The following is a 19,930-nucleotide window of genomic DNA, read 5'->3' as shown; positions in this document are numbered from 1 at the left end:
CCTTAGAGCTTGGGCAGGTCGAAACCTGCGAGAGTGTCGGAGATGGATTTCAGGTCGCCGGCGCCCTCGGACTCGCTCCGGAGCAGATGGGCCAAGCCGTGGCTGGCGATCGCCGTGGCCTGGGATTTCGAGAAGGGGAAAGCCTCGCGCAGTGCCTTCTCGAACTCAGGGAGCGTCGGCAGCTGCCCACGCTCCAATTTGAACTTTACCGCCTCGACGCGGGCGTCATCCTTGGCGGGGAAGGTGACCAAGCTGACCTCGACGAGATCAAGTTTGATCAGCGTACGGATGCCGGTTTTCTCGTCGTAGCTGGCCTGCCGGACCCAATATCCGATCGACAAACCGGTGACGGCCCCCGCCTTGAGCAGCGCATAGGCTTCGCGCGCCTGCGCAACGTCGGCGATCAGCAGGCGACCGCGAACCTTCAAACCGTGATCGTCTTCCTCGATCAGCTCATACACACCGATCGGCTCGGCCGACCGGTGCTGCCAAAGGATAGGGACGATACGATTCTTGGCTGCCAGTTCCTTGAGGCTTTCGAGGAAGGCACCCTTGGCCACGACCTCCCCGTAACTGTCGGGATCGCCGCCGAAGACCGACCCGTAGCCCTCGAACGTGCCGTCCTCGTTGATCGAGTCCGCTTTGATCGACAGGCTGAAGTCGCGAACCTTCAGCTGGCCATGCTTGAAGTGCATCAGCATCACGCGTCTTCCTTCTCTAGAGGCGCCATTTTTGAGGGCAGCCCCTCAGGGAAAAGCCAATCCATGATCGAGCGCCGGGCCGCTTCGCCCCCGGTGCTGGTGATCTCGCCCAGCTTGTCGGCCGGGATCATGTTCGACTGAATCGTCAGGACATCGCCGCCGTCGATCGGCGGCAGGTTTTCAAGGCGGCGTACCTCGTTCCGGGTCATGATCCCGTTCTGGACCATCGCCGTGTAGAAGGCCGATCGGGCAGCGCTGTCGGCGCGCAGGAGGCCTTCGAAGTTGAACTCGACCGTGACGGTCAATCGTTCGGCGGGAGTCAGCAGTTGCTTCATCACGGCCTGCTCGATCCGCTTCAGCCGCTCGCGCAGTGTGAAGATCAGGAAGCCCAGCGTTTGCTGCTCTAGTCCCGTCCCCCAGCTGGTCGAATTCGCCGTGTGACCAATCATGTGCGGCGGGACACCGAACCAGCGGCAGCAATCTTCGACCGAGAACTGCCGGCTCTCGATCATCTGGCCATCGACGGGACTGATCGTTATCGCCGACCAACTAAGCCCAGCCTCCAATATCAGCGGCCTGCCACTGTTTTCACCCGCGAAAGGCTCGACGACATATTTGTAAAGGTCTTCGCGCTGCTCTTTCTTGAGCGTCAAATTGTCTTTGGTCGTCAGGACTCCGCTAGGGCGGAGCCCGTTCTTATAGACATGCGCGGCGGCCTCATCGGTCGCCAGCGCCAGGCCGAATGAATGCCGGCCAAAGGCGAGGGTCGAAAGGCCACCGAGCGGCGCACCGCCGAACCCGCGCACATGAAACATTTCATCCTGGCCGATTTCGACAGCCCGGCCTCCCTCAGGATAACGGTAACAGATCGAGCCGTCCGACATCCGGCGCGCCTGCACTAGATCCGCGCGAATTGGGGTCAGCGCGACGACCTTGTTTCCCGCGCCGCGCTCTATGCGGGCAAAGGCGTTGCCCCACAGCTCCAAGGCGACACAGATGAACTGCCAGAAATCGAGTGCCGATTGATCGGCGTTCGGACTGTTGTGAAGGATAGCATAGAGCGGGTGATCCTTCGCGACCTTCCTCGTGTCGTTCGGACCATCGCGATATACCATGAGCGGCAGCGATGAGATCGTCCCGGCAACGAGGCGCGTGCAAGCCCATACCGTCGAAAGCGTCATCGCATCCGAAGGCCCGACCGTCTTCCCGGACGTGCTGGTGCCGGTGAAAACGCCCTTCCAACCGTCTGGGCTCATGAGGGAGAGCGCGCGCCGAACCACCGCTGCGGCCTTCTGACCAAACGTCATGACGCGCGCTCTCGCAGAGCGGACAGGTAATCATCCATCCCGCCTTCGTCTTTGGCCGCCATAGCAATTCCCATTCCCATGATGCCGGCGACGATCGGATCGATCCGTTCGGTCGACTTCGACTTGGTCGGCTTGATATTTTCGGCAGCGTCCTGCTCGATCGCGACGTTGCCGGCGCACCACCGCAGCAGGGGATGACCACCGTGATCGATCACGCGCCCAAGCACCTGCCGCTCCAATTCTTTCGACGGAGCGGACATCGACGAATAACCCTGTCCGAACGTCATCACGTTGAGACCTTCGTCAGCCAGCTCGACCGTCAACTGCGTCGAATTCCACCGATCGATCGCCGCTGCCGCGAGGTTGAAATTCTCAGCGTCGCGAAAGACGTGCGCCTTCACGGCGGCGTAATCGGTGACGTTGCCGGGCGTCGTGATCAAAGCCCCGCTCAGCTTCCACAGATCGTATGCGACCTTGTCTCGCTTCACCCGCTCGGCGATCCGATCTTCCGGTACGAAGATACGCGGCAGCCAAATCCAACGGCAACCTTCATCGAGCGGCGGAAACACCAGCACCCACGCCGTGAGATCGGTGGTCGATGACATATCGAGACCGCCGAAGCATCGGCGACCGATCAGATCCTGCTCGAGCTCTTTCCAGCGATCGTTGACGATCCGGCGCTGACCGTCCCGCTGCACGGTTTCGGCCCACGGATCGGCAAGGCCGCATTCGTCCCACGTGTCGATCGGGAGCCAGCGAACCGCCTGCTCGCTCCACAGATTGAGGTGGAAATTCTTGAACTTGTTTTCGAGCCGAGGGCTTTCTTTGGCCTTCGCATATTCGGCGCGGATGTAATCGAGCTTGGGCGATATCCCCAGGTTGGGGTTCGCCTTCCGCCACGTCGCTTCATCGCTCCAATCGTCATCCGGCTCGGCGGCGTACACGATGACGAGCGTCTCGCGGTCCTCGCTCTCGCCGGCCAGAATAGCTTGGCATTCATTCCACAGCTCCCAACCGTAGCCGGACTTCTTGCCTGCGGTGGAGATCAGGAATTCCAGAGGCTGGCGCCGTGCGCCGGTGCCCTGGTGGACGAAGGTGTATAGGTCGTCGTTTTCCCACTCATGCACCTCGTCGCCGACGACGATCGACGGGCTAAGCCCGTGCTTGCCCTTCGGCCGGCCGCTGAGCGGTTTGAAGCTGGCGTTCAACTGCGGACAGTAGATCGACGGCTTGAAGCAGGTCAGATGATCCTTCAGCGGCTCCGATAGACCGACCATCGTGGTCGCCTTGTCGAAGACGATCGACGCCTGATTCTTGTCGGTCGCGATCGAGTAGCCTTGGCCACCCATCTCGCCGTCGCCGATCAGGCCGAGCAACGAGACGCCGGCCGCCAGCTCGGTCTTGCCGTTCTTGCGCGGCACCCACACGACGACGCGGCGGTAGCGGCGGGTGCCATCCTTGCGCTTCCATCCGAAGGCGGGACGGATGATGTCTTCCGCCTGCCACGTCGCCAGCACGAAGGGCCGGCCCGCCCACTCAGCGTCGGTCAGGCGGCAATAGTCGGGGAAGAAGGCGACGGCCGCCTCGGCCGCAGCCTCGTCGTACCAGTAGTTCCCACATTCCGACCATCGAACGTCGGCGGCGTTAACCTCCGCCACGTCAATTCAGGAGCCGCGTTCCGCCCAGCAAGCCCACGGGCGATTTCTGGACGCTCGGCATCTGCAGCTGATCACCCCCTTCCGAGTTGGCCGGCGCACCCGGATGATTCGGTTGCAGGCCGTTGCTGTTGGCGAGCTGCAGCATCAGGCGCTGACGAGCGGCGGGCGAGAGGCCCAGCACGTCGCCAAGATCCTTGAGGTGCTGCTCGATATCCTTGCGCTGTTTGAAGGCGGGATGTGGACGGCGCAGCTCACCGACGTGCGGCGAACTGGTGATGTAGAACGTGCCTTCCTGGTCGAGGACGTGCGTGTACTCGATCCACTCAGCCATATAGCGGCAGAACCGGCCCAGCGTGACCTCGTCGGTCGCCTTCACCAGGTTCATGCGGCTCAGCTCGGGCTGCAGGAATGCCCAGATCTCGCCAGTCAGCTTCGACGCGCGCTCGGCCGCGACCTTGCGGATGCGCTTTTGCGTGTCGAGCCAGCCCGGCAGGCGCGAGCCGCTCGACGTCGGCTCGACGGTCGCGACCGGCGCGAGGCGCGGGCGGCGACTGGTGTTTCCTTTCGCCTCCCTCACCGCTTCCGGCTGAGGCCGTCGACCACGCGTCATGCCAAGCTCCCGGCGGCTGTCGCCGCGTTCTACCAACAAAAAAATTCTCGGAATTTCGCGCCCAAACGCAAATGACTGACCACCGGTCTCCGAGCGATCGACCCCAGACTTTCGACCCGCCCCTCCCCCTCGCGCCTCGCCGCGCGGTCAGGGGTGGCGCGGTCGACCGAGGCGATCGGCGAGGGCGTCGATCGCGGCCTTGCCGCGCCGTTCGAGCGCCTGCTTGAACCCGCTGTGACACGGGCCGCATGACGACACCCACCAATGCTTCAGCCAGAAAACACCGGCGAACAGCCGATGCGGATAGAGGTGATCGGTCAGCGTCGCCGCCGTGATCCGACCCTCCAACTCGCAATATGCGCAGAGCGGATTGTCGCGACGGTCGCTGGCCGCAGCCTTCGACCATCGGCTGTCATAGCCGCGCTCGCGTGCCGATCCGCGATCCTGATCATGCCGCTGTCGTACTTCGCGTGCCGACTTCTCCCCACCGGGGCGAAACACTCGCGGCATGGTGGGCATTGCGACAATCCGAACCCGAAAGAAAACAAAAAGGGCGGAGCGAACCGACCCACTGACGCACCGCGCGCCTTTGCCCCCCGCATTGGGCAGATGCCCCGGAAGGACCCAAAGGGTGGGGGTCCGGGGCGGGTCGACCCGATGCCGACCCGCCCGCCTGCCGTGGCCCAGCCCTCGGGCTGGCGCCGTCTCCCCCTGCGGTATCCGGCTCGCCCAAAACGCACCGCGCCCGCATCGATCGGGACCGATGCGGGCGCGGTGAGGTTCGAGAGAGGATGCCTGAAAGGCTACTTGGGAGCGACGAAGCCAGACGCTCGCCAAGTGTCGCATCTGATACCCCCGATTTGCCCCGCAAACGAACACACATAATTTCATGTTCCTGCGATTTTCGGGGTTGACGATCTATCCGCCTGATTTGCCGCGATTAACTTTCTTGCAGATGCCGTTGAGCGCCCGGCCATAGCGCATGCGCAGCCCGTCGGTGGTCCATCCGCCGTCATGCCCGCCCATCCGCTCCCAGATCGGCGACCACTCGACGCGATCCGATCCGGTCCGCGCGAGCTGCATCAGCGCCAGCCCGACGATCTGCCGCGTCACGCCCGTCGGCACATAGGCCGCGACCCAACCGAGCGCTTCGTCGGCAAGGCCAACCTCGTTCCGCGTCAGCGCGCAGGTGACGAGCGGCCGATCCGCCGCCGCCGTCTCCGTCCAATCCGCCTGCACCTGCCGCCACAGCGACATCGTGGAAGTCCGCAGCCAGCCCGCCTCGCGGTCGGGCAGACGCCGCAACACGTCCATCGCGTCGACCAGTCGACGCTGCACATCGTCGAAAGTGACGATGCTCCCACCCTCGCGTTGATCGCGAGGATCGATGGGAGTGGTAAGTATAGAAGAGATATAGGGATTATCTGTTTTGGGAGGCATGGGAGGATATCCTGTAGGTCTTATCGTGCGCGCCCGCCCGCCCGCGCATCATGAAGCCGGGCCGACATAATCCTCCCAAGGCGCGACGATCCTCCCAAACCCTTATGGAATGGGCCCTTGTCGCTCCCGGAGGAAGCTCCCAATCAGGGAGGAACGGGAGGATCAATAGGGATCATCGGGGTCCAGCGCGGCCGATGATGATGGGGAATGCGAGGATGTCGCCTGCTCGACGATCACGTTGCCCTCGGCATCCACGAAGTCGCGAACGGCCTTGAGGGCGACGATCCCGATCCATTGGATCGTGTTCGATTGGATCGTCTTGTGGCCCTTGAGCTTCATCTGGTTCGTGAACCACTTCTGCGACCACGGCTTGCCAGAGGCGTTCTCCTCGCCCGCCCACTTCGCCCACGCGCGGAAGATGTCGTAGAGAAGCGACGACTGGACGCGCTCCTCCGGCTTGCCCGGCGCCACGCACAGGCCGAGGAAGCGGCCCAGCGGGTCGTTCTCCTCCTGATAGTCGCGCGTCGCTTCCTTGATCGCCTCAGGCTCGGGCAGGCCGTCGCGCATCCACGCGAGACATCCTTGGATCAGGTGATTGAGGATGCCGCTACCTTCGGCCTTGAGCTTCGCCGTCAGCTGATCATCCTGCCGCTCGTCGGGAATGATGACGTCCCATGGCACCAGGCGAACGCGCCGCTTGATGCCGTGATCGGTGCCGATCTGCGGCTTGATGTTGGCCGAGCATGTCACCTTGAAGGTGACGATCATCTCGTAGAACGGCATGTTCAGCTCGCGGACATTCATCGGCTCGCCGCCGGTCAGCGCCTTGATCAGCCCGTCGGAGAACTTCGCGCCCTTTTCCGGCTCGGCCGTGCGCACCATGCGCCGCCCCGTAAGCGCCGCGAGATCCGGCGTCGCATCGCCGCCCTTCCGTTGCCGCCCCTGGTCGACGAACGTCTCGATCCCGCACGATCGCGAATAATCGCCGATCATCCACGCGACCGTATCGACCCACGTCGATTTGCCGTTGGCGCCCTCGCCATAGTTGAGGACGAATTTTTGCGCCGATATGCTGCCGGTCAGGTTGTAGCCGCCCCACGCGTGGAGGAAGCCGCGCATTTCGGGATCGGGCTGCACCTCGCCAAGGAAGCGATCGTAGATCGGGCATTTCGCATCCGGATCCCACTCGACCGCCGCCAGCTTCGTAATCCGATGCTCGCGGTTGAACGGCAGCAGCCGGAAGGCCGGTTCGTTCGTGCCGGGCGGCGTCCCGAACTCCAACGTCCAGTTGAGCAGGTTGATCATCATCGGGTCGGCATCGAAATCGGCCGGCCGCGCGGTCAGATAAGGTTCGGCCAGCCTCGCGATGCAGGCGAGATGCCCGGCGCTTTCCGATGTCCGGCCCCACGCGCGGATCGTGTCGCTATACATGGTGACGGACGTTTTCGTCGCCTTCACCACGAAGTCGCGCGCACCCGGCTTCGCGTCCGGCCAATCCTTGTCGCCGCTCTCCTCGACCAGCTTCGCCTCGCGCCCGATCGCGCGCACCGTGTCATAGACCGCGCGCGCGACGAGGCCGTTGGCCTGATCGCGGTTCCAGCGCTTCCCGTCCCACGCCAGCCAGCCCCATTCGGGGACGTAGAGGAAGTCGCGCCCGAATCGCCGCCGGAAGCGCTCGGCATTGCCCAGATCGGTCAGCGGATAGCGCGCACATTCGTCATCGGCCGCCGCCTGATCCTCGGCGTCGTCGCCCCCGCCCCCCGCCTCGGCCTCTTGATCGCCCGACCATCCCGAATGGGAGGATGGCGCGCCATTGTCGTCATTGGAGGGGGCGGGGGAGGAAGCGGCGGCTTGGGAGGGTCGCGGCTGTTGGGAAGAGGCCGGGCGGGAGCGCGGGCGCGAAAGACGGGCACGGATAGCGGACGCGATCTCTTCGAGATCGCGAGGTCGTTCGATGCCAGCGGACCAGCCGCTCTCGATCGTGGCGAGCAGCTGCGCATCGTCGTCGCGGCCGGGATTGTCGCGCGCAGCCGCCTCGATCGACGATCGCGCGATGGTGGCATCGAGGACGCCGGCCGCGACCAGCGACGCGATCTTCAACGCGCTGTTGTTCAGCTCCGCATTGCGCGCACCTGACTTGGCCGCCCGGATGTCCTGGCACTCGAGGTCTAGGCCGCGCATGGCATATTTGCGCAACTCGGCCGCCATCTCCGCGTCGATCGACGCCGGCAGCGGCCGAATGGGGGTGACGGTTTCCTCGCGGCGCGGCGCAGGCTCGCCGCCGGCCGCCTTCCCCTTCGTCTGGCATAGCGCGATCACGGCGTCGGGCGCGGCGACGACTGCGGCATCCGCCTTGCCCCGCAGCCAGCGATATTGCCCCTCGGCCGCACCGCTCTCGACACCGCCATAGCAATAGGACGGCGGGACGATCACATAACCGCCCTTCGCGCGCACATCGACATGCTGCGGCAGGTTGTTCTTCTTCGTGCCCGCCCGGTTGCGCAGCTGCTCGCCGCTCCCCTCGGGCTGGGTCAGATAGACATGGACGCCGGTCGACGGCGTGCGCACGGCAAGGCTGGTCGGCAGCTGACAATCGGTCAACGCTTCCAGCTCGCCTTTCAGGCTTTCGAGCGTCCACTCCTCGCCCGTTTCCACATCGTGGCGCGGATCGAAGTCGAGGACGAACAGGTTGCCGCGATCATCCTGCGCGTCGCCGAGCGCCAAGCCGATCATCGCTTCGGGCCAGCGCTTCCACCATGCCTTGATCTGCTCTTCGTCGGCTGTGGCTTCGTCGACACCGTGGCGGACATAGGGTGCCTTGGCCTTGAGCAGCACGCGCTTGCCCGCGCTGTTCTGATAGCTGTCGTCCCGCTCGCGGCACGGAAACACCCGCCAGCCACGGCGCGCATATTGGAGCGCCGCTACACCGAGCGGCGATGGGAGGGTGGCGGTGGCCATGCGAAGATCTCGATACGAAGGGGAGCGGCGGGGACGGGGGCGTCAGGCGCGGCGATCAGAAGGGCACGTCGTCGTCGAGATCGGATTCCGGTGCTGCGCCAGCCCCGCCGGCCGCCGCCCCGCCGCCCGATCCCGACTGCCATCCGCCGCGATCATAATCGCCCGCCGATCCGCCCGGATCGCGCTCGGCCCGATCGAGCAGCACCATCACGCCCTTGAAGCCGCCGACGACGATCTCGGTGGTGTAGCGCTCGATATTGTCCTTGTCGGTCCACTTGCGCGTCTGCAGCTGGCCTTCGAGATAGACCTTGCTGCCCTTGCGCAGATACTTCTCCGCGACGCCGACCAGAGCCTCGCTGGTGATCGCCACCTGATGCCATTCGGTGCGATCCCGCTTTTCGCCGCTCGCCCGATCCTTCCATTGCTCCGACGTGGCGACCCGCAGCTTCGCGATCTTGCCCCCGTTCTGGAAGGATGAGACTTCGGGATCGCGGCCGAGATTGCCGACGATGATCACCTTGTTGACGCTGCCGCTCATTTTATCGTTCCTTGTTCATCAAGTATTCGGCAACCGATCGCGCAACGGCGGCGCGCACATCGACCGGCACATCAAAGAAGCCCAGCATGCCCCGGCATGGGATCAGCGGCAGCGGAAAGGAGGCTCCAATCACGAAGCCGTAGCGACCGAAAAACCACGGGCTCTCGAAGTCCGTGCGCCCCGTTTCGACGCAGTGGTCGATTCGCATCATTCCCACGACGCCACCGCGCGGAAGGTGCAGCTGGCTATCGGCGAGTTCGTCGGTCGACTTGCCAGCATGGACCATCGCCCAGCCCCGCACCTTCATGAACCAGTCGCGGTTCTCGACATCTTTGCCATCGTGAAAGATGTGATGCGGATATGGCTGCTTGATCGACAGCGCCGGAACCTGGCCGCGTTCGATACGAGCTGCTAGCGCGGCTAGGGCCACTGGATCGGTGAGTCCGCTCATCGTCATACCCGCATCGGCATGACGACGTAGAGCGCTTCGCCGTCTGCCCCGTCAGCAAGGAGCAAGGCTGGCGCCGCCGCGTCGGCCAGATGGATCTGGACGAGATCGCCGTCGATCTGGGCGAGGGCGTCGCGCAGGTAGCGCGAGTTGAAGCCGATATCGAACGCGGCCGACGCATAGTCGGCCGGCACTTCCTCGACGGCCATCCCGTTTTCGGGGCTGGCGACGGTCAGCGTGATCTTGTCGCGTTCGAGCGACATCTTCACCGTCTTCGTCTTGTCGCTCGCGATCGTCGCGACGCGATCCGCCGCTTCGGCCAGCACCTTCGGATCGATCAGCAGCAGCTTGTCATTCCCGGTCGGAATGACGCGCGTATAATCGGGGAAGGTGCCGTCGATCAGCTTCGCCGTCAGCACCGACGTGCCCAGGTGGAATTGCACCTTCGTCGCCGATGCCCCGATCTCGACCAGTTCGCCGCCCTCGTCGAGCATCTTGCGCACCGCGCCGATCGCCTTGCGCGGCACGATCATGTCGATCAGCGTCTCGGCGCCTTCGGGGAGATCCACGGCGACCCGCGCCAGCCGATGCCCGTCGGTCGCCGCGATCTTAAGCTGACAGGAGTCGGAGTCGACGTGCCAGAACAGCCCGTTCAGATAATAGCGCGTCTCTTCGGTCGAGATCGCGAAGCGCGTGCTGTCGATCGCCATCTTGAGCATCGGTACCGACAGCGCGAACTTGGTCGGCAGCTCGCCCAGCGTCAGCGTCGGGAAATCGTCGGCAGGCAAAGTCGGCAGGGTGAAGCGCGCCCGCCCCGCCGTGATGATCATCTTGCGCGCGCCCGGCTCGACCTTGAGCGTGATCGCGGACTTGTCGGGCATCTTGCGCACGACATCGTGCAGCATCCGCGCGCCGCCGTGATCGATCCCTTGGTCGCGATATCGGCATTCGCCGTCTCGATGATCTCGATGTCGAGGTCGCTGCCGGTGATCGACAGCACGTCCTTGCCCGCTTCGAGCAGCACGTTCGCCAGAACCGGGATCGTGTTGCGCGCCTCGACGACGGTCATCACCCGCCCCAGCGCCGCGAGCATCGCGGCGCGCTCAATCGTGAGTTTCATTTTGTCCCCCTTGGTTGTCGGGCAGGTGCAGCCCCGCGCGCAGATCGGCCGCGACGGCGCGCAGCCGGATTGCAGCGAAGTCGGTTTCGGCCGAGGGCACGTCGAGGCCCGCCCCGCTCTTGCGGGCATCGGCCTGCGTTTCGAGATAGGCGGCGCACGCCTCAATGATCGGGCACGGCTTCATGCGACCAGCCTCAAGGTCGGCGACATCGCGGCTGCCGCCTGCTGTTCCAGCTCAGCCAGCTCGAGCCGCAGGCGGCGGATGCGTTCACCGCGCCGCCACTCAAAGGTGTGCTGCACCATCATCAGCCGTTTCAGTTCGGCCTGTTCGGCCTCGCTACGCCAGCGCTGGGCGCGCAATTCCTCGATCCGCGCGCGCCGGGGCGCATCGCTATTCTTCACGGCCATTATGCCGCGGTCCTTTCCTGTTGCCGTTCCCATTCGGCGCACCAGCGGCGGGCATGCTCGATCGGCACGCCGACGATCGCCGCGATCTCGCCCAGTGCGGACGGGCCGTGCCGATCCAGCCGCGCCAGCACCGCCGGCTTGACGCCTTCGAAGAGGTGGACGAACCGCACCGAACAGGCCGGGCAGATCAAACGATCGCCCTCCGCCAGCCGCCAGCCGAGCGGTAGATAGCCGTAGAGCAGCTGATCCTCGCGTGGGTTCACCAGCTCGATCGCCTCGCCCTCGGCCGGGCAGCACGCGCAGGAGATGGCGACGATCGTCACCGCCGCACCCCTTCGGCGACCGTTGTCGCCTTGCCCGTCGCCACGATCGTGACGATCCGGCCCGGCGCCCAATCGCTGGCCGCCCGCGTGATGTGGCTGGCCTGTTGCAGGCAGTGCAGCAGATACTTCACTCGATCCGGCCCGGAGATATCGAGCGCGTGCGCGAGGTCGAAATTGCTGGGGCACGGCTGACCAGCTTCCGCGATCTCGCCGAGCAGTTCGAGCAGCTGCGCCTCGTCATCGCCGCGACGCGGCCGGGGCGGCGGTGGCGGACCCGGCAGTTCGGCGAAGGCGGCCGATGTCCGCTCGACCCAATATTCGCAGATACCGTCCGCCCCGCGCGTCTGCGTCAGCGCGACGAGCCGGATCGCGGCATAGTCGCGCACGATCGCCGGCCCCTTCGCCCAGCGCGGCAGATGCCCGCGCGCATAGATCGTCTTTGCCCCCGGCTGCGCATTGCGCACCCACGCGTCGACCGCGCCGGCCGGCATCGCCGCCGCGTCGATCCCGCCGCCATAGACGCACGGCTCCAACGCATCGTTCGCCGCGACCAGTGCCGGCGGCAGCGCGTGCGCGGCCATCACAACCGCGCTCCCAACGAGCGGCCCAGCTTCGCGGCAAGCGCCACGCACGCGGCATCCGCCGTCGCATCGTCGAGCGCGAGCGCGACACCCGAAAAGCGCAGCGCCCAGCCGCCCGCCACGACCCGGTCGACCGCGCCGATCCGATCGACGGCCACTATCGGCCCGATCGCCCGTTCGCCGAGATAGGCCGGCAATGGAGCAAGGGCGGGCGACGGCGCGCTAATGGTGCCGGCGGGGTCGGATGCCGGCATTGGGGGTGGCGCACCGCCGCCCTGCGAGGATGACAAGGGGCAACCGTCATCCTCGATCGGAATTTCCCACAGCGCGACGGGGACGGCACCGCGCGTCACGCTTTCGATAATCAGCGCCTCGACCGTGCCGGGCAGATCGTTGCCGAGGATCAGCTCGCGGACGCCATGGCCGTAGCGCATACTCAGCTCGACACCGCGCATCGTCGGTTCGGCGATCAGCCACGCGATCAGCGCATCCTGCCCGCGATTGGTGATGGCATAGCCCCCCGCCATGATCAGCCTCCCTGCTCGACGGCCTCAAGCTGCATTCGCAGCTGCGCCAGTTTCGCCAGGGCATCGTCCACTTCGGGGATCAGACGGCGCTGCTTCACGTCATCCGCGCACAGCTTGCCATCGCCGAGCGCGGCGATCAGGTGCGCTGCCACTTCCCCATATTCGATCGTCAGTTCGGCGAGCGTGCGATGAAAGCAGCTGCCCGGCGTCCCGCCGTCGGGCAGCTTGACGAAGGCGCCGCCCGCCTCGGCACACATCACGCGGGTGACGTGCGGCGCGCCCGGCAGATGGCGGGTGTTGCGCTCAAGGTCCGCGATGACATCGAGCGGCGCCCAGCGATCGGGATGGTCGATCGACGCATATTCGCCGAACGATTGCGGACGCTTGAGACGGGTGTAGTGCGGCGCCTTCTCGGCACCACCAACCGCGCCGACGAGATCGTCGACAGCGTTCTTGAGCCGCTGTTTGCGAGGTTCGAGCGCGTCGATCATGCGTCACCGCCTCGGCCGTAGGGAACGGTCGCGATCCGCCGCCAGAGATGTTGGTCTGAGGTCGGGACGGCGCATGGCAGCTGCCCGCACATGACGGTAATCCGGGTTCCAGTGGCGAATTCCGTGATTTCCCCACTGGTGCGGTCAATCGTTTCGGCCGCATTCCAGCCGGCATGCACAGGGGACAGATCATTGTCGGCAGCGTGATCGTCGGCGTGGGCGCGGGTTTCGCGCTCCCACATGCCGCCAACGCCCCACTGGCGACGAACTTCGAACAGCAGCCCGTCGACCAGCATCATCAGCCAGAACAACGCCGCGCCGATGCTGCCGACCGCGCACGCGGCCATGGCCACGCTCAGCTCGAAGTTCGCCCCCATGTCGAAGCCCCCCGGAAAGGTCATGGCTGGTCGGCCCCTCCGCCGGGAGCGGTTGCCCCGCCCCCGGCGTCGGCTACAGTCGCTGTGCCATCACCGACTGAAAGGAGAAGACCATGCCATTGGTCGTTCAGGCCATCCTCTGGCCATCCGAGGAAGAGTATCCGGCCTTCCGGGATGCGTGCGACGACGAGGTCCACCCCACTTTTGAGGCGTTCATCGTCGCGGTCACCCCGGTCATCTACGGCATGGAGCGTAAGGGCGTTAAAGTCGTCAAAGCCAATCCGAATGTTGCCGACATGGTGCAATGGTGTCGGGAGAGGAACCGTCGGGTCGATGCTAAGGCTCGTAGGGCCTATGCAGAACACCTTGTCGCCAAAATGGAGCGCGGCTGACGGATTGCGAGGCTCGCCCATCTATACCGCCTCGCCATCGGCGAGGGCGGCCATCGCAGCCGCCAGTTCCTCACCCTTTCCGCGCGCGGTTGCAGCCAACCGAACGTGGTCAAATCGCGCTTCGGACATGCCGACGCGGCGCCAACCATGGACGGTCGTCACCGGGGTGAACGCCAGCCGAGACACGGCCACGGTCCCACCGAGGCCATCTAAGAACACACCCGCCTGTTCGGCTGAGAGCTGCATCGCGGCGGATAAGTCGGTAACGTCCATGTCGGTGTTATTGCGATAATGGCAACATCACTGCAAGCAAAAAGTTGCCATAGTAGAAATTGCGATAGTCGCAGCCATCCGCAACATGGGCCAATGGACATCGACGGCATCAAACAAGCCATGAAGGCTCAAGGGATTAAGCAGGTGCGGCTCGCGAACGAGCTGGGCTTAACGCCTGACCAAGTCAGCAAGGCGATGCACGGAACTCGCCGCTTTACCGCACCTGAGATGGACATCATTCGTCGCCTTCTCGGCGAAGATCAGCGTGCGTCCGTGCCAGGAGCCATGGACACGCGGCGCATACCGGTGATCGGAAGCGTAGCCGCCGGGAATTGGCGCGAGGCAATCCAAGAACCTCTTGGGACGATCCCCATGCCAGAGGAGGATATGCCCAGCGACGCCGTCGCACTACGGGTTGTCGGCGATTCGATGGATAAGGTCATTGGCGACGGGGGGATTGTCGTCTTCGTCCCCAGCGATCGGGCCTTATATCCCGATCGCTACTACGTCGTTCTCAACGCGGAAGGCGAGACGACGTTCAAACAGTTTCAGGCTGACCCGGCGCGCCTTGTGCCCTGCTCGACCAACCCAAAGCATAAAGACATCATGATCCACGAGGGCGACTTCCAAATTGTCGGACGCGTGGAATGGTATGCCGGACGCCCTCCAAAAGTGATGCGCTAAGCCGCATCCTCGACATCCTCGATCGCATAGGCCGCCTGTATCCATCCAGGCACGCTGTCGAACCATTGACCCCATTCGTCATAGGCTCCGAGATCCAACTCGGCAGCGTCCCCCCTCGCTTCGCCGAGATCACCTCTCCACGGCCCACAGGCCGATTTTCCACGCATAGCCCGATACCATCTCACCGCCGTTTTCATGCGAAGCCTCCGAGTCGCCACACACAAAATGGAACAAGAAGAGAACAAAAATCAACGCCGATCCAATATGTTGCGATAGTAGCAATTTTACTCCTTGACGAGTAGGTTGCTACTATCGCAACAGTGCGCCGTTCAATCACGAATGGAGGCACCGATGCGCAGCCCATCTCTCCGCAACGATCCCGCACCGATCGTTGCCAATACCGACCCGATGATCCTCTTCGACGAATGGTATCGCAGTCGCACCGAGGGGGCGCGCAGCGCCCATGGCTGGACGCCCGAAACCACCCTGTTCTCCGACTTCACCAAGTTCGCCAGCGCCTGCGGCGAGACGGTTCGCTTCAACGTCGACGGCTTCCGCGACGCGATGGCGACCAAGCAGACCAAGACGCGCAAGATGATGGTCTATCGCACCGATGTATCGGGCGAGCAGCTTGAGGATTGCTGGGACCGCGCGCTGATCCGCGCACTGCGCGCGGTATGAACCCCGCACACCCGCCCATCGAGGCCTGCCGGCGCCGTCAGGCGCTGGACAGCTTGCGCACCAGCGAAGCGCTGTTCCGCCATGTCGGCCAGCTCGGCGCCGCAACGATGGCCAAAGCGATGGTCGACAAGCTGATCGACAGCCGCGTCACGGGCGCGGATCTCGGCGAGCTGATCGGCCACGCCTCCAACCTCGCCCAGCGCGCCGCGATCCTGACCGCGCGTCAGCACAAACTGGCTCTGACGTGATGGCGGCCGACTATAAGCATCGCAGGCCGATGTCGATTCCCGGCATCAAGAGCTTGGCGAAGACGATCAAGCGCGCGGAGGGCATTCAGCACGCCCGCGCGCTCGACGTCGCCGCTAAACAAGCCGGATACGAAAACTTCGTCCACGCCCGCCGCGTGCTGGGCGACGCATGAACGCCCCCACCTTCGCGCAGGACGCGCCCGCCCATGCGCTCGACGGCTTCCACGCCGAGTTCGCCGAGTTCGCCCGCTGGATGCTCGACGAGCGGCGGCGGGCGTGGCCGGCGATGGTCGACGCCGGCAAGATGACCGAACAGGTCCGCGCCCAACGCTATCGCATGATGGAGGCGATCGAGGCGATCTGGCTGGGCGCGGCCGACCTCGGCGAGGCGGGCTGGCTATACGCGTTCAATGACATCGGCCGCGACGATCTGCTCGTCGAGCTGGCGACCACGATCAAGGGCGCCCAGGCCAAGCGCGAGGCAGCACCCGACGATCGCTTAGCCGCCGATCGACACGAAGCGCTGCTCGCCATGCACTGGTGGATCTCGCGCTTCGCCGATCGCCGCAACTTCGTGATCTGCCGCGCCCTCACCCTGCGCGCCGACACGATCGACCTCCAACTCGCCTTCGCCGCGCAGCGCGACGGCACCGCCGAAAGGAAAGCCGCATGAAGAACAAGCTTATCGATCTGAACAATCACCTCTTCGCCCAGCTGGAGCGGCTCGGCGAGGAAAGCATGACGGCCGAGCAGATCGAAGCCGAGGCGCAGCGCGCCGATGCGATCGTGTCACTCTCCGACCAGATCATCCGCAACGCGGATCTGCAGTTGAAGGCAGTTACGATCCTCGCCAATCACGGCGACCGTTTCCGTCCGCATCTCACGATGCTCCAGGACAAGTCACCGTCGTGAAGGGGCGATCGATACCCTACAGCCCAGCCGAGCTTGCTTGGCTGGAAACCAACCGCTCGATGCCGATCGCCGATTATCACCGCGGCTTTTCGGTCGCCTTTGATCGCGAGGACGTGTCGGCCGCAAACCTGCACGCGCTCCGAAAGCGTAAGGGCTGGCGCACTGGTCGCAGCGGTCATTTCGCCAAAGGACAGGTGCCCGCCAACAAGGGCAAGACGATGCCTTATCATCCCAACAGCGCCGCCACCCGGTTCAAGCCCGGCGAACGTCGGGGCGTCGCGGTGAAGCTCTACAAGCCGATCGGGACCGAACGCCTCAGCAAGGAAGGCTACGTCGAGCGCAAGATCCACGACGGCTTGCCACTCCAATCGCGCTGGCGCGCCGTTCACCTGATCCGTTGGGAAGAAGCGAATGGCCCCCTGCCCGCCGGGCAGGCGCTAAAGTGCCTCGACGGCGATCGGACCAACACCGATCCGAACAATTGGGCCGAGATCCCGCGCGCCCTTTTGCCTCGGCTAAACGGGGGGCGCCACAAGACGCGGCTCGCGTTTGACGAAGCCTCGCCGGAATTGAAGCCGACAATTCTTGCCACGGCCAAGCTCGCCCATGCGAGCCGCCTCGCTCGGAAGGGAACCGCATGACATATGTGTCGCAGGGCGCCGTCATCTCGACGTGCGGGAACTACCGCTATCACCTTTGGCGCGAATGGCGCGGCACCGGGACCAACGCGAATTGGGACTGGCTCGAAGATGATGACGGCTCGATCGCGAAGGACGGCGCTGGCGCGCCGCTCGGCGAGCCGAAGTCGGTTCTCTTCGTCATGTTGAACCCCAGCACCGCCGATGGCGATCAGGACGATCCAACGATTCGTCGCTGCGTCGCCTTCGCCAAGGCTTGGGGATACGACCGCATGGAGGTGGTCAACCTCTTCGCGTGGCGCGCGACCGACCCGAGCGCCGTGCTGCGCATGACGGGCAGCGGCCCCGATCCGGTCGGCCCCGACAATCAGCGTCATGTACGAAACGCGCTCGACCGGGCAGGGGTTATCGTCTGCGCTTGGGGTGCCCACGGTGGGCACATTGACCAAGACGAAACGATGCTCGGTTGGATTGAGCAGTATGGCGGCGAGCCGTATGCACTACGGCTGACCAAGGAAGGCTTTCCAGCCCACCCGCTCTATCTGCCGCGAGATCTGCGGCCAGCGCCATATGCCGGGCGGGTGCCCGCATGAGCGCCGCAGACAACCCTTGGACTAACTGGCCCGGCTGCGGCCCGTTTCCGGCAGGCCTGTCCCGCGACGCCATCGTCGAGGTTCGCATGAGGAATGGCGCCACCGCGACCGAAATCGCCGACATCTTCGGATGGAAGTGGAATGTGCGCGACCGCACCGGCTTCGACATCGTGGCTTTTCGCGAAGTCTAGGCCGTGGACCACGCCCCGCCTGAAACGGCCCCTGTGGCGAAAGCGGCGTCTCGCGGCACTACATCCGCCTGCGCGGAGTGCCTTGCGCCCCTGAAAGGCTCCCAGCCGGGACAGCTCTTTTGCTGCCCTGCGCACCGGATGGCCTTTCAGGATCGCTTGCGCATTCGCGGGCGGCAACTGGCGCCGCTGGCGATGGCCGACCGCATCACGCGCAACGGCCGATCCCGCGATGCCGAGATCGGCAAAGAGGCGCGCCTGTCCTCCCAGCGCCTGATTGCGCGATGGATTGAAGAGGACCGCGCCGCCGGCCGCATGATGATGGACGATTACGTCCGTCGCCTGTCGCGCACGACAGATTTGCCGCGATGACGGGCCAGCTCCTCACCTCGGCCGAGGCCGCCGAGCAGCTGCGCGTTTGCGAGAAGGTGCTGCGCCGCTTACGCAAGGCGGGCGCGATTCGGTATGTCGCGCTCGGCGAGCGCAAGATCATGTATCGGCCAGAGGACTGCGCCGACTATCTTGCGAGCCGCGTGCGGAGGGAAGAGCCATGCCAGCCTGCCCAGCCCCCAAAGGGCCGCCCGGTGCGCCATCAGCCCGGAGTGATCATCCCCTTCTCGCAGCGCGACCGGGCGCGCGCCTGATCCCATGAGCGTTTATAAGCCGGTCAAGAGCCGGTTCTACCACTATGATTTCCAGTTCAAGGGCACGCGCTACAGCGGCTCGACAATGTGCACGGCCAAGTCCGATGCCAACGCCTATGAAGCGACGCTGCGCAAGCAGATCGCGAGCGGCCTCAAGGTGGTGCCCAAGATCACGCTCGACCAAGGCTTCGGCCTATGGTGGGAAATGGTCGGTCAGTTCGAAGGCAACGCCAAGACCACCGAAGGGCAGCTCGAACATTTGCGCCGCCTGCTTGGCGCCACCACCTTCATGCACCAGCTCGGGTTCGCCGAGATCGAGCGCAACTATGTCGCCCGGCGACGCGGCGAAAAGGCGAAGGGGCGCGCGACCCTGATCAGCAACGCCAGCGTCAACCGCGAGCTTGAGATCGCCGGCCGTGTATGGGCCTACATCCGCAAGAGCGGTTACGACGCGCCCTATGCAGAGTGGCGCGCGCATCGCCTCTCCGAACCCAAGGAACGGGTGCGTGAGCTGAAGCCCGCCGAGGAAGCCAAGCTGTTCGCCGAGCTGCCCGAGGATCTCGCCGCCGTCGCCGAATTCGCGATGCTATCGGGGCAGCGTCGCACCGCCGTCATCGAGCTGCTGTGGAACCGCGTCGATCTTGACGATGGCCGCGCCGTTGTGAGGACGAAGGGAACCGGCAAGCGCACCCACGTCGACCACAGCTTTCCGCTGACCCCGCGCATGATGGAGATCATTCGGTCGCGGCCGAAGGTTGGACCGCGCGTCTTCACCTATGTGTGTGAACGCCCGTCACCGCCCCGTCCCGATCGCCCGCGCCGGCTCGCGGGCCAGCGCTATCCGTTCAGCAAGCAGGGATGGGCGCGCAAGTGGCGCCAAGCGCTCGCCGATGCCGGCATTGAGGATTTCCGCTTCCACGATCTGCGCCACACCGCCGGCACCCGTATCCTGCGCGCGACGGGCAATCTCAAAGTCGCGCAGAAATTGCTCGGCCATGTCGATATTTCAACGACCGCCCGATACGCCCACGCGATCGAGGATGACGTGCGATCGGCGATGCTCGCAGCGGAGAAGTCCCGGAATAGTCCCGAACCGGCGGCGGCTGATAAGGTGGAAAAGCGCGCTAATTCAAAGCGCTAGGGGCCAGTAGAGTTTCGGCTCCCAAACCAGATGCGCTACCAGGCTGCGC

At 64.8% G+C, this 19,930-nt stretch carries 30 protein-coding genes and 1 pseudogene; 13 read left to right on the top strand and 18 right to left on the bottom strand.

The genetic code is table 11. The annotated features are described in order from the left end of the window. Nucleotides 1-2: 2 nt before the first annotated feature. The 17 genes and pseudogenes from FYJ91_RS16355 to FYJ91_RS16275 all read right to left on the bottom strand — a co-directional run bounded on the left by FYJ91_RS16355 (nt 3) and on the right by FYJ91_RS16275 (nt 13,511). Nucleotides 3-701: an HK97 family phage prohead protease gene (locus FYJ91_RS16355; RefSeq protein ID WP_149523413.1), complete on the bottom strand. Its 699-nt coding sequence runs from the start codon at nt 699-701 to the stop codon at nt 3-5. Beyond that, nucleotides 701-2,008: a phage portal protein gene (locus tag FYJ91_RS16350; protein WP_149523300.1), complete on the bottom strand. Its 1,308-nt coding sequence runs from the start codon at nt 2,006-2,008 to the stop codon at nt 701-703. The genes FYJ91_RS16355 and FYJ91_RS16350 overlap by 1 nt, the downstream gene beginning before the upstream one ends. Beyond that, a complete protein-coding gene (locus FYJ91_RS16345; protein WP_181008540.1) occupies nt 2,005-3,666 on the bottom strand; it encodes a terminase large subunit in 1,662 nt (553 codons plus the stop codon). Before FYJ91_RS16345 ends, FYJ91_RS16350 begins: the two co-directional genes overlap by 4 nt. Before the next feature lies 1 nt (nt 3,667). After that, entirely contained in the window at nt 3,668-4,276 is a 609-nt protein-coding gene (locus FYJ91_RS16340) for a phage terminase small subunit P27 family (protein ID WP_149523298.1), read from the bottom strand. Nucleotides 4,277-4,423: 147 nt separating this feature from the next. After that, on the bottom strand, nt 4,424-4,795 hold the full coding sequence (locus FYJ91_RS16335; protein ID WP_149523297.1) for a hypothetical protein: 372 nt from the start codon (nt 4,793-4,795) through the stop codon (nt 4,424-4,426). A 399-nt stretch (nt 4,796-5,194) separates the two neighbouring features. Further along, complete coding sequence (locus FYJ91_RS16330) at nt 5,195-5,716, bottom strand: hypothetical protein (protein ID WP_149523296.1); 522 nt, start codon at nt 5,714-5,716, stop codon at nt 5,195-5,197. 162 nt (nt 5,717-5,878) lie between these two features. Then, nucleotides 5,879-8,674 carry a phage/plasmid primase, P4 family gene (locus tag FYJ91_RS16325; protein ID WP_149523295.1) on the bottom strand — a complete coding sequence of 932 codons (2,796 nt, stop codon included), beginning with the start codon at nt 8,672-8,674 and terminating at the stop codon, nt 5,879-5,881. Nucleotides 8,675-8,729: 55 nt separating this feature from the next. Then, the gene (gene ssb / locus FYJ91_RS16320) at nt 8,730-9,212 is read right to left on the bottom strand and encodes a single-stranded DNA-binding protein (protein ID WP_149523294.1); all 483 of its coding nucleotides are present in this window, start codon (nt 9,210-9,212) and stop codon (nt 8,730-8,732) included. Between the two features lies 1 nt (nt 9,213). After that, the gene (locus tag FYJ91_RS16315; RefSeq protein ID WP_149523293.1) at nt 9,214-9,663 is read right to left on the bottom strand and encodes an ASCH domain-containing protein; all 450 of its coding nucleotides are present in this window, start codon (nt 9,661-9,663) and stop codon (nt 9,214-9,216) included. A 2-nt stretch (nt 9,664-9,665) separates the two neighbouring features. After that, nucleotides 9,666-10,780 (bottom strand): annotated as a pseudogene (dnaN, locus tag FYJ91_RS16310) (DNA polymerase III subunit beta). Further along, nucleotides 10,764-10,964, bottom strand: coding sequence for a hypothetical protein (locus tag FYJ91_RS16305; RefSeq protein WP_149523292.1), 201 nt, complete (start codon nt 10,962-10,964; stop codon nt 10,764-10,766). Before FYJ91_RS16305 ends, dnaN begins: the two are co-directional and overlap by 17 nt. Then, complete coding sequence (locus tag FYJ91_RS16300) at nt 10,961-11,188, bottom strand: hypothetical protein (protein ID WP_149523291.1); 228 nt, start codon at nt 11,186-11,188, stop codon at nt 10,961-10,963. Before FYJ91_RS16300 ends, FYJ91_RS16305 begins: the two co-directional genes overlap by 4 nt. Continuing rightward, complete coding sequence (locus tag FYJ91_RS16295) at nt 11,188-11,511, bottom strand: hypothetical protein (RefSeq protein ID WP_149523290.1); 324 nt, start codon at nt 11,509-11,511, stop codon at nt 11,188-11,190. The genes FYJ91_RS16300 and FYJ91_RS16295 overlap by 1 nt, the downstream gene beginning before the upstream one ends. After that, on the bottom strand, nt 11,508-12,095 hold the full coding sequence (locus FYJ91_RS20820) for a hypothetical protein (RefSeq protein WP_219822606.1): 588 nt from the start codon (nt 12,093-12,095) through the stop codon (nt 11,508-11,510). Before FYJ91_RS20820 ends, FYJ91_RS16295 begins: the two co-directional genes overlap by 4 nt. Further along, nucleotides 12,092-12,619: a hypothetical protein gene (locus tag FYJ91_RS16285; protein WP_149523289.1), complete on the bottom strand. Its 528-nt coding sequence runs from the start codon at nt 12,617-12,619 to the stop codon at nt 12,092-12,094. The genes FYJ91_RS20820 and FYJ91_RS16285 overlap by 4 nt, the downstream gene beginning before the upstream one ends. Before the next feature lie 2 nt (nt 12,620-12,621). Next, nucleotides 12,622-13,110, bottom strand: coding sequence for a phage regulatory CII family protein (locus tag FYJ91_RS16280; RefSeq protein WP_149523288.1), 489 nt, complete (start codon nt 13,108-13,110; stop codon nt 12,622-12,624). Continuing rightward, the gene (locus tag FYJ91_RS16275) at nt 13,107-13,511 is read right to left on the bottom strand and encodes a hypothetical protein (RefSeq protein WP_149523287.1); all 405 of its coding nucleotides are present in this window, start codon (nt 13,509-13,511) and stop codon (nt 13,107-13,109) included. Before FYJ91_RS16275 ends, FYJ91_RS16280 begins: the two co-directional genes overlap by 4 nt. An 89-nt stretch (nt 13,512-13,600) precedes the next feature. Between FYJ91_RS16275 and FYJ91_RS16270 the strand changes: the two genes are divergently transcribed. Continuing rightward, nucleotides 13,601-13,879 carry a hypothetical protein gene (locus tag FYJ91_RS16270; protein WP_149523286.1) on the top strand — a complete coding sequence of 93 codons (279 nt, stop codon included), beginning with the start codon at nt 13,601-13,603 and terminating at the stop codon, nt 13,877-13,879. 21 nt (nt 13,880-13,900) lie between these two features. Here FYJ91_RS16270 and FYJ91_RS16265 read toward each other — a convergent pair whose 3' ends face one another. Further along, nucleotides 13,901-14,152 carry a hypothetical protein gene (locus FYJ91_RS16265; RefSeq protein WP_149523285.1) on the bottom strand — a complete coding sequence of 84 codons (252 nt, stop codon included), beginning with the start codon at nt 14,150-14,152 and terminating at the stop codon, nt 13,901-13,903. 93 nt (nt 14,153-14,245) lie between these two features. On the opposite strand from FYJ91_RS16265, the gene FYJ91_RS16260 reads away from it, so the two are divergent. From FYJ91_RS16260 to FYJ91_RS16210, 12 genes are all read left to right on the top strand, one after another. Then, nucleotides 14,246-14,836, top strand: a complete 591-nt coding sequence (locus FYJ91_RS16260; protein WP_181008539.1) for a LexA family protein — start codon at nt 14,246-14,248, stop codon at nt 14,834-14,836. A 351-nt stretch (nt 14,837-15,187) separates the two neighbouring features. After that, the gene (locus FYJ91_RS16255; protein WP_149523283.1) at nt 15,188-15,517 is read left to right on the top strand and encodes a hypothetical protein; all 330 of its coding nucleotides are present in this window, start codon (nt 15,188-15,190) and stop codon (nt 15,515-15,517) included. Beyond that, nucleotides 15,514-15,765, top strand: a complete 252-nt coding sequence (locus tag FYJ91_RS16250) for a hypothetical protein (protein ID WP_149523282.1) — start codon at nt 15,514-15,516, stop codon at nt 15,763-15,765. Before FYJ91_RS16255 ends, FYJ91_RS16250 begins: the two co-directional genes overlap by 4 nt. After that, nucleotides 15,762-15,938, top strand: a complete 177-nt coding sequence (locus FYJ91_RS20700) for a hypothetical protein (protein ID WP_181008538.1) — start codon at nt 15,762-15,764, stop codon at nt 15,936-15,938. The genes FYJ91_RS16250 and FYJ91_RS20700 overlap by 4 nt, the downstream gene beginning before the upstream one ends. Then, nucleotides 15,935-16,438, top strand: a complete 504-nt coding sequence (locus tag FYJ91_RS16245; protein ID WP_149523281.1) for a hypothetical protein — start codon at nt 15,935-15,937, stop codon at nt 16,436-16,438. The genes FYJ91_RS20700 and FYJ91_RS16245 overlap by 4 nt, the downstream gene beginning before the upstream one ends. Then, complete coding sequence (locus FYJ91_RS16240) at nt 16,435-16,677, top strand: hypothetical protein (protein WP_149523280.1); 243 nt, start codon at nt 16,435-16,437, stop codon at nt 16,675-16,677. Before FYJ91_RS16245 ends, FYJ91_RS16240 begins: the two co-directional genes overlap by 4 nt. Then, nucleotides 16,674-17,318, top strand: a complete 645-nt coding sequence (locus FYJ91_RS16235) for an HNH endonuclease (RefSeq protein ID WP_149523279.1) — start codon at nt 16,674-16,676, stop codon at nt 17,316-17,318. Before FYJ91_RS16240 ends, FYJ91_RS16235 begins: the two co-directional genes overlap by 4 nt. Then, a complete protein-coding gene (locus tag FYJ91_RS16230; RefSeq protein ID WP_149523278.1) occupies nt 17,315-17,908 on the top strand; it encodes a DUF1643 domain-containing protein in 594 nt (197 codons plus the stop codon). Before FYJ91_RS16235 ends, FYJ91_RS16230 begins: the two co-directional genes overlap by 4 nt. Next, nucleotides 17,905-18,099, top strand: coding sequence for a hypothetical protein (locus FYJ91_RS16225; protein ID WP_149523277.1), 195 nt, complete (start codon nt 17,905-17,907; stop codon nt 18,097-18,099). The genes FYJ91_RS16230 and FYJ91_RS16225 overlap by 4 nt, the downstream gene beginning before the upstream one ends. 138 nt (nt 18,100-18,237) lie before the next feature. Then, entirely contained in the window at nt 18,238-18,468 is a 231-nt protein-coding gene (locus FYJ91_RS16220) for a hypothetical protein (RefSeq protein ID WP_149523276.1), read from the top strand. Beyond that, a complete protein-coding gene (locus FYJ91_RS16215) occupies nt 18,465-18,740 on the top strand; it encodes a helix-turn-helix domain-containing protein (RefSeq protein ID WP_149523275.1) in 276 nt (91 codons plus the stop codon). The genes FYJ91_RS16220 and FYJ91_RS16215 overlap by 4 nt, the downstream gene beginning before the upstream one ends. A gap of 4 nt (nt 18,741-18,744) precedes the next feature. Beyond that, complete coding sequence (locus FYJ91_RS16210; protein ID WP_149523274.1) at nt 18,745-19,881, top strand: tyrosine-type recombinase/integrase; 1,137 nt, start codon at nt 18,745-18,747, stop codon at nt 19,879-19,881. The last annotated feature ends 49 nt before the right edge of the window (nt 19,882-19,930 follow it).

Origin of the sequence: Sphingomonas montanisoli (assembly GCF_008274695.1) — a bacterium.
GTDB classification, from domain to species: domain Bacteria; phylum Pseudomonadota; class Alphaproteobacteria; order Sphingomonadales; family Sphingomonadaceae; genus Rhizorhabdus; species Rhizorhabdus montanisoli.
The sequence above is the reverse complement of the archived record's forward strand: the minus strand, read 5'-3'. Positions and strand labels throughout refer to the sequence as shown.